Origin of the sequence: Qipengyuania algicola (assembly GCF_042492175.1) — a bacterium.
Taxonomy (GTDB): Bacteria; Pseudomonadota; Alphaproteobacteria; order Sphingomonadales; family Sphingomonadaceae; genus CAJXSN01.
This window is the reverse complement of the sequence record NZ_CP170453.1, coordinates 1884055-1896869: the sequence shown is the minus strand read 5'-3', so window position 1 is coordinate 1896869 and position 12815 is coordinate 1884055. Positions and strand designations below refer to the sequence as shown.

Below are 12815 nucleotides of genomic sequence, written 5' to 3'. Positions count from 1 at the left end.
TTCAGGGGAAAGCGATCGATGCAAGCATTTCGCAAATGGGGCCGATCCTTCGGCGTGGCTGTACTCGCGGGTGTGGGCCTTGGTGCGTGCAGCCAGACATCACAGTTTACAGACAATTCGCAATTCTGCGGCTTCGACACGGTGAAGCTGGCAACGGCACCGCCGGGCCCGGGCACTCCGGTTCTGGCAAGCAATATGCCCCCGGCCCCAGCACCACCCTCAGCACCACCGCCAGCCCCGGCGCCCGTGCCGGTCGAAGGCGTCCGGTCCCCCGATGCGCCCGCCGCCGCACCTGTTGTCCGCGCAAGACCTGTGCAAGCAGTGCAGGAAGAGCCAGTATCGGAACTGGCCCGCCTGATCGAAGGTTCGCTCAGCACACCAGCGCCCCAGCCCGCGCCGGCCCCGCCTCCACCAACAGTCATGCCGACGCCGCCGGTCACCGGCGAGCCGGGCGATGGCGCACATGCTCCTGCCCCGGTGATGGCTCCGCCCGAACCGGCTCCCGTGCCCAGAGTGATGCGCCGCGCACCCGACGTCTTGCTGGCGCTGTCCGGCGGCAGCGAGAATGGCGCATTCGGGGCCGGCATTCTGGCAGGCTGGGACGGCCCGCTACCCGAATTCCGCACCGTCACCGGCGTCAGCACCGGAGCGATCCTGGCCAGCTTCGCCTTCGCAGGAAGCAAAGAGTCCGCAAAGGCAGGCTATACGATCGAGGCTGAGGAACAGCTGCTCACCCCCTTCGTCACCCCGACCGACGGGCGCATCACCAGCAAGAACTTCCCCACCCTGTTGCGGCGCGGTTCCTTTGCCGATCTGGTACCCCTGCGCGGGCGGCTAAAGCATTTTCTGTCCGATCCGATCATGGAGCGGATTGCGATGGGCCACGGGCAAGGCCGCCGCCTGTATGTCGGCGCGACCGATGTGGACACCGGTGAAGGCGTCGCGTTCGATCTGGGCAACATGGCCATGCGCTATGTCGCGGCGACCGATCCGGTGCAGAAGGCGCGGTGGAAGGATTGCTATGTCGAGGCCATCGTAGCCTCCTCCTCCACCCCCATGGCCGCGCCACCGGTATTCATCGACAATGCCATGTATATCGACGGGGGCAGCCGGTTCGGCATGTTCTCCAGCGCGATGATGGAGGTGCGCCGCAAGCGGGCCACCACGCCGGGCGGGCAGGACTATCGCAGCTATTCCGCGCCGCCGCCAACCATCTACGCCATCGTCAACGGCACGCTTAATATGGCCCCGGCCAAATGCCCTAAGGAAGACCCCAAACTGTGTGAAGCCTTCCCACCCCATGGCGGCCCCGGCGGAAAGCACAAGAACTGGAACATTCTGGAACTGGCGCTGGGGTCGGAGAAGATCCTCGTCAATCAGGTCTATCGCTTCTCGGCACAGGAGGTGGGGCAATCGACCTGCGATGAAGCGGGATGTCTCCACTTCATGCGGATCGACCGGGACGTGGCCGAGTTCACCCACACCCTGCCCAATCCGGAGAAAGACGGCGCCCCCGAAGCCCTGACCTGCAGCCAGTGGCGCGACGTGGATAACCGCGTGGATAACCCGGTACAGTTCCACAAACGCTTCATGCGCTGCCTGATCGCCTACGGAGAATACCGCGCGCAGAACGCCGGATGGGGTGGAAGCTAAGCCCTTCCGAAACGTCATCAGCCAAGGTTGACACGGTAAGCGAAATTGCCCGAGCAATGGGGCGGGATCGACTGACGGGGTTCGCTTGCAATGTTGATGGAGCAGATAAATTCTTCGCTGCTGGCCCAAGTCGTTTCATTTATCGGCTTGGGTGCATTTCTCGATCAAGTCGCGCCCCGCCCTCTTAGAGACAAAGTCGGCGACTTCATCATGCTGGACCGTGCTTTGTCGACCAGAGAATTCGAATCGGCCGTAATCACATCCATCGTGCAGATATTCACCTGTCGGGATGACATTGATCGTATTTCGATACCCAAAGTGGCTGCATATTCCGTAATTATGTCGGCACTGCTCTACTGGCTCTACATTGATAGCGGATTACGTGTCCTGGTCCAACAGGTTCCACCTACAGCTGAAAATATTCCGGGATATGCTATTTTCATCATTTTATCGGTCATCATTCTCATTTCAAGTGACTACTTTTCAATATACGTTACAAAAAGGCTATTCTATTTTCAAAGTCTAACACGCTTGCAGTTCGTCGCGCGGCTCTTGCTCGATTTCGTCCTCTCATTGCTGCCCCCGCTCTTTTTCTTCGCTGCTACCTTTACATTTGTTAGCATGCAGGGGGACGCAGGGCTTGCAAGCCTCGGCGATACCCATTTCCTAGGCTTGCCTATCTTAGGGTACGTTTTCGTTGCCATGTATGGGACCGTGAACAATGCCGCGACGTCGATATTCCTGACGATCCTGCAGATATTGATCGTAGCGTCCGGTCTGATCCTATCGCTTCTCAACCGCTACCTGAGCTGGAACGAAGTTCAGATCGAACGGCTGCGGAATGTTCCGTTCACTCTGTGCATGACCCTAATTGCGCTGATTGAGCTCGCGACGGGCGGCGTAATCGCGATATTCGCTTAGGCTGGCAGCGTCAGACGCTATCTGATCGGGTCGCATCGGGCCTTCATCTTCGTGAGATGCGCAATTCTCCCTCGACAATCGCGACGACGGCAGAAGCCGCCAGCGTACAAGGCTTGCCATCCACCTCGCGGCCACCTTCCACTGGGAAGCAGTAGCCGTGCCATGGGCAGGTCAGCACGCCGTCCTTGATCGGGGCATCGGCCAGCGGCCCCAGCAAATGCGGGCACACGGCGGCGTGGGCGATCCATGCGCCCTCGTGGAAGCGCACGGCCACATCGCCTGGCGCCAGCGCGACGCGGTGCGTCTTCGATTTGTCCAGCGCACTCGCTGCTCCCAGCGTGACCGTGTCGGGCAAACCCCGGTCACTCGCAAGATCGCGCGTCTTGTCGAGCGCCTCTTGTCGCGCCACCATCAGCGCCTCGTCCTGATCGTACAGCCCGGCATATTGCGCTTGCAGATAGCCGAGGATCATTGCGGATTGCTCGTCGGTTTCGGGGGCCTGCGGCAGATAGAACCGGACATCGACTTCGATTTCTTCGGCGGCCCCGGCGCCGTCTGTCACATCGCGCGCCTGCGTGTGAATCTGGGTGCCCTGCCCCAGGCCCTCCACCACAGTCGTCGCCCAGTAACCCGCAGCCGGATCGACCAGCAACTCGATCAGCTGCGTGCCACCGCCGGTCTCTGCGGGCAAACCCACCTCGGCCCGCCAGCCCCAGCGCCCTTCCTCGGCAATCGCGATGGACGAAAACGCCTGCGGATGGACGAAGGGCAAATGCTCCCAGTCATAGGCGTTCTCCATCATCCGCTTCAGATTGGTCGGCATCCGGCGAACATAATTGCCCAGATAATGCAGCGCGCGGGTCTGCTCGCGGTCAATGGCAGTAGCGCGCCCGGCAAAGCCTGCTGCGGTCACGGGCGGATCAACTCCACTCGGCGCGCGGAGGGAGGCTCATCAGGATCGCGTCGATATTGCCGCCGGTCTTCAGGCCGAACAACGTGCCGCGGTCGTAGACCAGATTGAACTCCGCGTAGCGCCCGCGATATTCCAGCTGGGCGGTTTCGTCTTCGGGAGTAAAATCGGCGTCCATTCGGCGACGCACCAGTTGCGGGTAAATATCCAGAAACGCCTCGCCCACATCGCGGGTGAAGGCGAAATGCCGGTCGAACTCGGCTTCATCGGCGCATTCCAGATGGTCGTAGAAAATCCCGCCGACGCCGCGATGCACCTCGCGGTGGGGGATATAGAAATACTCGTCCGCCCATTTCTTGTAGCGGTCGTAATAGGTCGGGTTGTGCGCCGCACAGGCCGCGCGCATCCGGGCGTGGAAATCAGCGGTGTCTTCCTCATAGGGAATAGGCGGATTGAGATCGGCTCCGCCGCCGAACCACGCCTTGCCCGTCACAAGGAACCGCGTGTTCATATGGACGGCGGGCACATGCGGATTGGCCATGTGCGCGACCAGGCTGATGCCGGTCGCGGTGAAGGTCGGATTGTCGGGGTCGACCCCGTTCATCGTCTTGGCAAATTCGGGCGCGAACCGGCCATGGACGGTGGAGACATTCACCCCGGCCTTCTCGAACACCTTGCCCTTGATCAGGCCGCGCGTGCCGCCGCCGGGATTCTCGTTGCCTTCCTCTTCCCGCTGCCACGGCGTGTATTCGAACGCAGCGTCGGAGCCTGCCTCGCGCTCGATTTCTTCGAAGCTGGCGCAGATGCGGTCGCGCAGGCTTTCAAACCATTCACGGGCGCGGGCGGAGTTGTCGGTCCAATCGGTCATAAGGCCCTCTTGCCAAGCGTTGAGGGCTTCGGCAATAGCGGCCCATGGTTCCCCTTTCGTTCGCCGATACAGAATTGATGCTGACGCCCGGCCGCGCGCTTTACTGGCCGCGCGAGGAAGCCTTGCTGGTGGCGGACTTGCATCTGGAAAAGGCCAGCTTTTACGCGCAGCACGGGCAAATGCTGCCGCCTTATGACAGCCGCGAGACGCTGGAGCGGGTGGTGGCAGAAGTGCGCTCGACCGGCGCGCAGCAGGTGATTACCCTAGGCGACAATTTTCACGATGCCGACGGCGCGGCGCGGATGGACGAGCAGGCTTGCGCGATGCTGGGCGAAATGACCTCCGCACTCGACTGGATCTGGATCACCGGCAATCATGACACGCGCAAGGACGGCAGCGTGGCAGAGGCGACCTGTGGCGGGCGCATGGTCGAGGAACTGGAACTGGGCGGCATCATCCTGCGGCACGAGGCACAGCGCGGAGAGACCCGGCCCGAAATCTCCGGCCATTATCACCCCAAGCTGAAAGTCACCGTGCGGGGACGGCGGATTGCCCGCCCCTGCGCCGTGATTGCCGAAACCGGCGGCGAGGCACACCGGATGATCGCCCCCGCCTTCGGCACGCTGACCGGCGGCATGCCCGCAGGCGATCCGGCCATCCTGAAAGCGTTGCAGCCCGCCGGCGCGATCAACGCCGTGGTCCCGGCAAAGGGCCGTCTGGCGCGCTTCCCGCTGTGGCGCGCAGGCAGCAGGGTCGCGGCATAGGGAAACAAACCCCGATACGGACCTAGCAAGGACCGCATTTTCGCACTACATAGGCGGTTCAACTTAAGCAAAATAAAGGAATCGCCCCATAGCTCGTCCACCCCGTCGTTCCCTGCAGCCGCCGACAAAGAGCGGCCCACGCTACGACCAGTTCATCCAGTCCGAGAAAGTCCGCGTCATCGACGGTGAAGGCGAAAATCTCGGCGTTATGTTTACCAATGAAGCGATCGAGCAGGCGGCAGCCGCCGGCCTGAATCTGGTCGAGGTTTCGCCCAATGCGAACCCGCCAGTGTGCAAGTTCCTCGACGTGGGCAAGCATCGCTATGAGGCTCAGAAAAAGGCCAATCTGGCGCGCAAGACCCAGAAAACGCAAGACATCAAAGAAGTGAAGATGCGTCCGAATATCGACGTGCACGACTACGATGTGAAAATGCGCAACGTGAACAAGTTCATCGACAATGGTGACAAGGTGAAGGTGACGCTGCGGTTCCGCGGGCGCGAAATGGCCCACCAGAATCTCGGCATGGACCTGCTCAACCGCGTTCGTGACGATATGGAAGAAACGGCCAAGGTCGAAGCCTTCCCGCGCCTCGAAGGCCGCCAGATGCTTATGGTGCTGGCGCCGAAATGAGGGGCCGGGATTGAGCGGGCCGGAGACTTATCGAAAGCCCCTGATCAGGACGCGCACGCGGAGCGAAGGGGGCTGGTTCGCCAAATTCGACCGCTGGCTCGGTCGTGATGCCGCAAGGAAGAAGCCACCCGAAGAGCCTCTGCCCCCCGGCAGCGGCATGCCTGCCGACCCGCCCGGACCCAAGGGTCCGCCCCTTTCGGGTGGAGCCGAGGCCACGCTCGATTACGACGCGCCGCCAAAAGGGCGGTAGCGCTCAGTCTTATTCCAGGCGGAAATCCAGCAGAGTGAAACGCGCAGGCCCGGTGGCGTAGACCCCGTGCCCGCGCCCGCCTTTGCCACCGAAGGTGAAGCCGATCCGCCCGGCATTGGCTAGCGCGCGGCGGAACTCGTCCGGCGCGGTCTCGCGGCTGAACGCGACTACGGCGATCCAGTTCTCGTCCATGTCGATGCTGACCGTGTGGGTACCGGGCTCCAGCCGCATCACCTTGTCCCATGGCGCATACCAGCGGGCGAAGCGGTATTGGTCCCGCGCCGTCCAGTTGTCCCCGCGCACCTGGAAATAGAGCGACATCGTGCCCGGCGTGCCGGGATATTCCTGCGGATGAAACTGCGTGCCGGGTGCTGCATCGATCCGGTAAGTCATTGTAATCTTGCGTGCTTCATCCAGTGGACCAACGGGCATGGTAATGTAATGCACATGGCCTGCGCGGGGTGCGGGATAAGGAATGTCGAAGCTCCACGCCCCGGCGCTGGCATCAGGCAGAGGAGTCGGCCTTAGCGGCATTCCGGGCGAACGGCTGCGCCCGCGGATGATCGGCCCGATTTCCCAGTTCGCCGCATTGGCAGCCGGGCCTGAGAAGTTTTGCCGCGCAGGCTCCGCCGCCGGCCGGGGCGCCGCCGCTGGAGGCATCACCACCGGAGTCCCAACACCGGGATAGGGCCGCGCCGCAGGATAGCCCTGTGCGCTCGCGGCAACGGCAAGTACGGCGAGGCCTACTGCGGGCAGAGATAGAGCGCGTTTCATATACAACTCCCATGCAATAACATTCGATCGGTGAGCAATCGCTGATCACACGGTTCACCATGTGGAAAGCGGCCTTTCACATCGGCGCAAGCTGTGGTTGAAGCACGGGTGGGGAGAGGCGCTGAAAATGACTGCAAAAACCATCGGCCTGATTGTTGGCGCGCTTGCTCTGGCGCTGGGTTGCCTTGCACCGACGCCGGAGGGACTGAGCCGCGAAGGGCTGATTGTGGCGGGCCTTGTTGTGCTGATGGCGGCATGGTGGATGACCGAGGCGATCCCGCTGACAGCCACGGCGCTGATGCCGTTCCTCGTCCTGCCCTTTGCCGGGGTGAGCGATGCGCGGACCACGGCGAGCACCTATTATTCGCCGATCCTGTTCCTTCTGCTGGGCGGAGCGTTTCTGGCATTGGCGATCGAGCGCACCGGGCTGCACAAAAGGCTGGCGGTTGGAATTCTGACAGCGCTTGGCGGGCGCGGTGGGCAGGCGGGGCTGCTGGTGGCCTTCATGGCCAGCGCGGCGATCCTGTCGATGCTGATTTCCAACACCTCCACCTCGCTCATCATGATGCCGATGGCGCTGGCGGTTCTCGCCGGAGGCGGCACCGATACGGAAACGACAGAGGGATTGTACGGCGCGCTGCCGATGGGCATTGCCTTCGCCGCCAGCATTGGCGGCCTTGGCACGCTGGTCGGCTCCCCCACCAACGCCATTGCGGTCGGCCTGCTGGAGACCACCATCGGCGTGCAGATCAGCTTTGCCGAGTGGATGCTCTACGGCCTGCCCATCGTGATCGTCGGCGTGCCGGTTGCGGCCTTCATTATTGCCAGGGTCCAGAAGGTCGCCGCCCACCCCTTCGACGTGGCTGCGGCGCGCGCAACGATTACGGACGCCGCCCCGCTTGGCACCCCGCAGAAACGCGTGCTCGCGGTGGTGGCCGTCACCTTCCTCGCATGGATGACGCGCCTGCTGGTCGCGCCTTACATGCCCGCTGGCAGCTGGACCGACGGGACCATCGCCATCATCGCCAGCCTCGCGCTGTTCCTGATCCCCGACGGCACCGGCCGCCCGCTGCTGATCTGGAAAGAGGCCGACCGCGCGCCGTGGGGCGTCATCATGATGTTCGGCGGAGGGCTGGCGCTGGCCGCCGGCATGGGCGCAAGCGGGCTCGCAGAATGGCTCGGCAATGCGCTGCTGGTGCTGGAGACCGTGCCGTTGGTGCTCGTCGCCCTCGCCCTTGTCGCCATGGTGATCCTGATCACTGAATTCGCCAGCAATGTCGCCACCGCCAGCGCGATTATTCCGGTGGTGGCAAGCCTTGTCGTCGCATTGGGCGCAGACCCGATCCTGCTGGCCATGCCCGCCGCACTCGCGGCCAGCTGGGGCTTCATGCTCCCCGCCGGGACCGGCCCCAACGCCATCGCGTGGTCAACCGGCAGGATCAAGATCCAGCGCATGGTCGGGGCCGGCTTCATCCTCGACATCATCGGCATCGGCCTGATTGTCGCAGGCGTGTGGATGGTTGCGGCTCTGGTCGCTTGAACCGCCGCCGCTGACGCGATAATTGCCCGTCATCACAGCGCGCCCGGTGGAGATGCGCTCCTGCGGAGGTTAGGAGCGGGATGCCCCTGCGGTGCGATCAGCAGCTCCTGCCTTCCTGGGAGCACGAGACACAGGAAGCATTCCCATGACCGACACACCGACCACCGCCGATTCCGCGCCCGAACAGCCGACCCCGCGCCGCAATCCCAAGCCAGAAGTGACCACAATCGGCGGCCGCGAATTGAAGCCCTCCACGCTTATGATGGGCCACGGCTTCGACCCGGCCCTGTCCGAAGGCTCGCTCAAAAGCCCGGTGTTTCTCACCAGCACCTTCGCCTTTGAAAGCGCGGCTGCGGGCAAGCGGCATTTCGAAGGCATCACCGGTCAGCGCCCCGGCGGCGCGGACGGGCTGGTCTATTCCCGCTTCAACGGGCCCAATCAGGAAATCCTCGAAGATCGCCTCGCCATCTGGGACGGCGCGGAAGAGGCGCTCAGCTTCTCCAGCGGCATGACCGCCATCGCCATCCTGATGCTGGCCGCGTGCAAGGCGGGCGATGTGATCGTCCATTCCGGCCCGCTTTACGCCGCATCGGAAGGCTTTGTCGCCAAGACCATGGCGAAATACGGCGTGACTTATATCGACTTCCCCGCTGGTGCGAGCCGCGAGGAGCTGGACGCGGTGATGGTCAAGGCCAAGGCGCAGGCCGAGGCGCAGGGCGGCGAGGTGCCGCTGATCTATCTCGAAAGCCCGGGCAACCCGACCAACGCGCTGGTCGATATCGAGGCCGTGCGCGATGCGCGCGATGCGCATTTCGACGCCGACCATTGCCCGATCGCGATCGACAACACTTTCCTTGGCCCCCTGTGGCAGCGTCCGCTGGAGCATGGCGCAGACCTCGTGGTTTACAGCCTGACCAAATATGTCGGCGGGCATTCCGACCTCGTCGCGGGCAGCGTCGCCGGGCCCAAGCGGTTCATCGATGCCATCCGCGCGCTGCGCAACACGATGGGCGGCATCGCCGATCCCAACACCGCTTGGATGCTGTGCCGCAGCCTCGAAACCGTCGAACTGCGGATGCAGCGCGCGGGCGAGAACGCGGCGAAGGTCTGCGACTTCCTCGCCAAACATCCGAAGGTCGACGGGCTCGGCTATCTCGGCATGATCAAGGACGCGCGTCAGCAGGACATCTACGACCGGCATTGCCTCGGCGCAGGCAGCACCTTCTCGCTGTTCCTGAAAGGCGGCGAGGAGGAATGCTTCCGCTTCCTCGACAATCTGAAAGTCGCCAAGCTGGCCGTGAGCCTCGGCGGGACCGAAACCCTCGCCAGCCACCCGGCCAGCATGACGCACCTCTCGGTCGCGCATGGCCGCCGGCAGGAACTCGGCATCACCGACGCGCTGGTGCGGATCAGCATCGGCATCGAAGACCCCGACGACCTGATCGCCGATTTCGAGCAGGCGCTGGAGGCGGTTTGACGTGAGCGTGCCGGGCAAGCCCGTCTTCCTAGTCATCGGAGCGGGTGCCGGAATCGGCGCGAACTGTGCGGTGCGCTTTGCGGCGGGTGGCTACCATTCGGTGATGGCGCGGCGGTCCGACAAGGAGGGCTTGCAGCGCTGGATCGACCATATCGAGGACGCAGGCGGCAGCGCGACCGGCACGCTGATGAACGCCGCCGAAGACGGCTCCATCGAGGCGCTGGTCGAGCAAACGGAAGCGGAGATCGGGCCGATTGAATGCGCGCTCTATAATCTCGGCGCGCAGATCGGGGACCGCCGGTTGGAGGACACGCCGCACAAGACCTTCGAGCTGGGCTGGCGGCTGGGCACCTATGGCCTCTTCCGGCTGGCCAAGGTGCTGATGCCCAAGATGCAGGAGCGCGGTAAGGGCACGCTGTTGGTCACCAGCGCAACCTCCGCCATGCGCGGCAATGCGGGGCAGCACAGCCACGCGGCGGCGATGGGCGGGCGGCGGATGCTGTGCCAGTCGCTTAATGCGCAATACGCGCCGCTGGGCATTCACGTTGCGCATATCCTGATCGACGGGCCGGTCGATGCACCCGACACGCTGGGCAAAATCCTCGCCGACAAATACGCCGAGTACAAATCCACGCGCGGGCCGGACGGGATGATGGACCCGGCTGCCCTCGCCGACACCTATTACCACGTGGCGCACCAGCCGAAGAATGCTTGGACGCACGAGCTGGATCTGCGGCCCTATAACGACCGCGCATGGTGGAACCACTAATGGCGTTTACCGCGAAAATCCTGCTGCTCGGCTCGGGCGAACTGGGCCGCGAGTTTGTGATCTCGGCCAAGCGGCTGGGCGCTTACGTGGTGGCCTGCGACAGCTATGCCGCCGCGCCTGCGATGCAGGTGGCAGACGAAGCGGAAGTCTTCTCCATGCTCGACGGTGAGGCCCTGCGCGCCGTGATCGAGCGGCACGGGCCCGATTATGTGGTGCCCGAGGTCGAGGCGATCCGCACCGAAGTGCTGGCCGAACTGGAAGCGTCTGGCGTCAATGTGGTGCCATCCGCGCGCGCCACGCAGATGACCATGAACCGCGACGCCATCCGCGATCTGGCGGCGCAGGATCTGAGCGTACGGACCAGCACCTATCGCTACGCCGAGAGTCTGGACGAAGTGCGCGCCGCTGCCGAAGTCACCGGCCTGCCTTGCGTCATCAAGCCGGTCATGTCCTCCAGCGGCAAGGGCCAGAGCACGGTTCGCTCAGCCGATGAGCTGGAAGCCGCGTGGGACTATGCCTGCGCCGGAATGCGCGGCGACCGGGCGCGGGTGATCGTCGAGGGGTTTATCGACTTCGACTACGAAATCACCCTGCTGACTGTGCGCCACAAGGACGGCGTCACCTTCTGCCCGCCCATCGGCCACCGGCAGGAACGCGGCGATTACCGAGAGAGCTGGCAGCCTACCCCGATGTCCGGCACCGCCATCGCGCAGGCGCAGGACATGGCCCGCAAGGTGGTCGACAATCTGGGTGGGTATGGCCTTTTCGGGGTCGAGTTCTTCGTAAAAGGCGAGGAGGTGATCTTCTCAGAACTCAGCCCGCGCCCGCACGATACCGGCATGGTCACGCTGGTCAGCCAGAACCTCAATGAATTCGACCTGCACGCCCGCGCGATTCTGGGCCTTCCGGTGCCCGATCATATCCGTGCCCGGCCCGCCGCCAGCGCTGTCATTCTGGCGGACCGGGACAGCGAGGCATTCGGCTTCTCCGGACTGGCCGAGGCCATGGCAGAAGGCGCGGATGTGCGGATATTCGGCAAGCCGGTGACCCGCCCGTATCGCCGCATGGGTGTCGCGCTGGCCACGGCTGGCGATACCGATGCCGCGCGCGAGGCAGCCGCAAAAGCCGCCGAAACGGTATCGATCACTTACGGCGACTAAGCTGCCGCCATCTGTGCGCGGCGCAGCTTGGCCTCGCGGAAGGTCACCAGACGCCGCTCTTCCTCATCCCACAGCGCCAGACGCAGCGCGCGGAAGCTCTGGCGCACGCGGAACCGGTTCACTTCGCTAAGGCCCGGATGCTCCCGCATCACTTCGGTCAGGCGGTAGAACGGAATAGTGCTGGCCAGATGGTGCACATGATGCACACCGATATTGCCGGTGAACCAGCGCAGCGGCTGCGGCAGATGCAGGTATGAACTGCCGCCAAGCGCCGCCTCGTGATACGACCAGTCGGCCTTGCGCTCCCACTTGGCCCCGTCAAACTGGTGCTGGATGTAGAACAGATACACGCCCACGGTGGCCGCCGTCAGGATCACGGGGAAGAACACCGCCGCCACCACGGCGACACCGAACGCATAGATCAGGCCGGTGGCAATCCCGGCAATAGCAGCATTGGTGGCCATCGCGCTGACCCAGTATCGCGCACCCTCTTTCATCAGCCCGATCGGCAGTCGGTGGCGCAGAAGGAACAGATAGGCCGGGCCCAGCCCCAGCAGGATCAGCGGGTGGCGGTAGATGCGATAGAGCAGGCGGCCCGTCGCGCTTTTCTGGTCAAATTCTTCCACCGTCAGCGTGTCGACATCGCCAAAGCCGCGCCGGTCCAGATTGCCCGTCGCGGAATGGTGGATGGCGTGGGACTGTCGCCAGCAATCATAGGGCGTGAAGGTCAGCACGCCGAGCGAGCGCCCGATCCAGTCGTTCCACGCCTTGCTGGGCAAAAACGATCCGTGGCCGCAATCGTGCTGGATGATAAACAGCCGCAGCAGCAGCATCCCGGCCACCGGTGTGCCGATCAGTGCCCACCAGTACCCCGCGCCCACTGCGAACAGCAATATTGTAAACAGCGCCAGAAAAGCCGCCAGTGTTGAGCCAAGTTCCCAAGTGCCGCGACCGGTGCGCGGCGTCATGAAATGTTTCAGATCGCGGGCCAATTGGCGCGGATCGGGCGAAGCGGGGGTTTGCTCGTTCATGCTGTCTGCGGAGGTACGCGCCATGGGTTAACTTGTCACCCATTGCCCTGCGCGCGTTCGACCAAGC

At 63.7% G+C, this 12815-nt stretch carries 12 protein-coding genes; 8 read left to right on the top strand and 4 right to left on the bottom strand.

Annotation, left to right across the window (positions count from 1 at the left end; translation table 11 throughout):
- Positions 1–18 precede the first annotated feature (18 nt).
- Positions 19–1653 carry a patatin-like phospholipase family protein gene (locus tag ACFCW2_RS08960; RefSeq protein WP_379545773.1) on the top strand — a complete coding sequence of 545 codons (1635 nt, stop codon included), beginning with the start codon at positions 19–21 and terminating at the stop codon, positions 1651–1653.
- 90 nt (positions 1654–1743) lie between these two features.
- On the top strand, positions 1744–2574 hold the full coding sequence (locus tag ACFCW2_RS08955) for a hypothetical protein (RefSeq protein WP_379545772.1): 831 nt from the start codon (positions 1744–1746) through the stop codon (positions 2572–2574).
- A gap of 43 nt (positions 2575–2617) precedes the next feature.
- On the opposite strand, the gene ACFCW2_RS08950 is transcribed toward ACFCW2_RS08955, so the two are convergent.
- Both ACFCW2_RS08950 and hemF read right to left on the bottom strand, forming a co-directional pair.
- On the bottom strand, positions 2618–3487 hold the full coding sequence (locus tag ACFCW2_RS08950) for a Rieske (2Fe-2S) protein (RefSeq protein ID WP_379545771.1): 870 nt from the start codon (positions 3485–3487) through the stop codon (positions 2618–2620).
- Positions 3488–3494: 7 nt separating this feature from the next.
- On the bottom strand, positions 3495–4352 hold the full coding sequence (gene hemF / locus ACFCW2_RS08945; protein WP_379545770.1) for an oxygen-dependent coproporphyrinogen oxidase: 858 nt from the start codon (positions 4350–4352) through the stop codon (positions 3495–3497).
- Between the two features lie 44 nt (positions 4353–4396).
- On the opposite strand from hemF, the gene pdeM reads away from it, so the two are divergent.
- On the top strand, positions 4397–5116 hold the full coding sequence (gene pdeM / locus ACFCW2_RS08940; RefSeq protein ID WP_379545768.1) for a ligase-associated DNA damage response endonuclease PdeM: 720 nt from the start codon (positions 4397–4399) through the stop codon (positions 5114–5116).
- Between the two features lie 112 nt (positions 5117–5228).
- Positions 5229–5747 carry a translation initiation factor IF-3 gene (gene infC / locus ACFCW2_RS08935; RefSeq protein WP_379548954.1) on the top strand — a complete coding sequence of 173 codons (519 nt, stop codon included), beginning with the start codon at positions 5229–5231 and terminating at the stop codon, positions 5745–5747.
- Between the two features lie 259 nt (positions 5748–6006).
- Here infC and ACFCW2_RS08930 read toward each other — a convergent pair whose 3' ends face one another.
- On the bottom strand, positions 6007–6771 hold the full coding sequence (locus ACFCW2_RS08930; RefSeq protein ID WP_379545767.1) for a hypothetical protein: 765 nt from the start codon (positions 6769–6771) through the stop codon (positions 6007–6009).
- A gap of 127 nt (positions 6772–6898) precedes the next feature.
- Here ACFCW2_RS08930 and ACFCW2_RS08925 point away from each other — a divergent pair, with 127 nt between their 5' ends.
- The 4 genes from ACFCW2_RS08925 to purT all read left to right on the top strand — a co-directional run bounded on the left by ACFCW2_RS08925 (position 6899) and on the right by purT (position 11717).
- The gene (locus ACFCW2_RS08925; RefSeq protein WP_379545765.1) at positions 6899–8311 is read left to right on the top strand and encodes an SLC13 family permease; all 1413 of its coding nucleotides are present in this window, start codon (positions 6899–6901) and stop codon (positions 8309–8311) included.
- A gap of 145 nt (positions 8312–8456) precedes the next feature.
- Complete coding sequence (locus ACFCW2_RS08920) at positions 8457–9788, top strand: cystathionine gamma-synthase family protein (protein ID WP_379545763.1); 1332 nt, start codon at positions 8457–8459, stop codon at positions 9786–9788.
- A 1-nt stretch (position 9789) separates the two neighbouring features.
- Positions 9790–10557 (top strand): SDR family NAD(P)-dependent oxidoreductase, encoded by a 768-nt coding sequence (locus tag ACFCW2_RS08915; protein WP_379545761.1) that lies wholly within the window; start codon positions 9790–9792, stop codon positions 10555–10557.
- Entirely contained in the window at positions 10557–11717 is a 1161-nt protein-coding gene (gene purT / locus ACFCW2_RS08910) for a formate-dependent phosphoribosylglycinamide formyltransferase (RefSeq protein WP_379548953.1), read from the top strand. Before ACFCW2_RS08915 ends, purT begins: the two co-directional genes overlap by 1 nt.
- Here the strand turns inward: purT and ACFCW2_RS08905 are convergent.
- A complete protein-coding gene (locus tag ACFCW2_RS08905; protein ID WP_379545760.1) occupies positions 11714–12772 on the bottom strand; it encodes a fatty acid desaturase in 1059 nt (352 codons plus the stop codon). The two genes, purT and ACFCW2_RS08905, sit on opposite strands and share 4 nt — an antisense overlap.
- Positions 12773–12815 lie beyond the last annotated feature (43 nt).

Bases quoted from the DNA above. Each gene is read 5' to 3' on its own strand.
- ACFCW2_RS08960 (WP_379545773.1), top strand. From the start codon at position 19: ATGCAAGCATTTCGCAAATGGGGCCGATCCTTCGGCGTGGCTGTACTC.
- ACFCW2_RS08955 (WP_379545772.1), top strand. From the start codon at position 1,744: ATGTTGATGGAGCAGATAAATTCTTCGCTGCTGGCCCAAGTCGTTTCA.
- hemF (WP_379545770.1), bottom strand. From the start codon at position 4,352: ATGACCGATTGGACCGACAACTCCGCCCGCGCCCGTGAATGGTTTGAA.
- pdeM (WP_379545768.1), top strand. From the start codon at position 4,397: ATGGTTCCCCTTTCGTTCGCCGATACAGAATTGATGCTGACGCCCGGC.
- ACFCW2_RS08930 (WP_379545767.1), bottom strand. From the start codon at position 6,771: ATGAAACGCGCTCTATCTCTGCCCGCAGTAGGCCTCGCCGTACTTGCC.
- ACFCW2_RS08925 (WP_379545765.1), top strand. From the start codon at position 6,899: ATGACTGCAAAAACCATCGGCCTGATTGTTGGCGCGCTTGCTCTGGCG.
- ACFCW2_RS08920 (WP_379545763.1), top strand. From the start codon at position 8,457: ATGACCGACACACCGACCACCGCCGATTCCGCGCCCGAACAGCCGACC.
- purT (WP_379548953.1), top strand. From the start codon at position 10,557: ATGGCGTTTACCGCGAAAATCCTGCTGCTCGGCTCGGGCGAACTGGGC.
- ACFCW2_RS08905 (WP_379545760.1), bottom strand. From the start codon at position 12,772: ATGGCGCGTACCTCCGCAGACAGCATGAACGAGCAAACCCCCGCTTCG.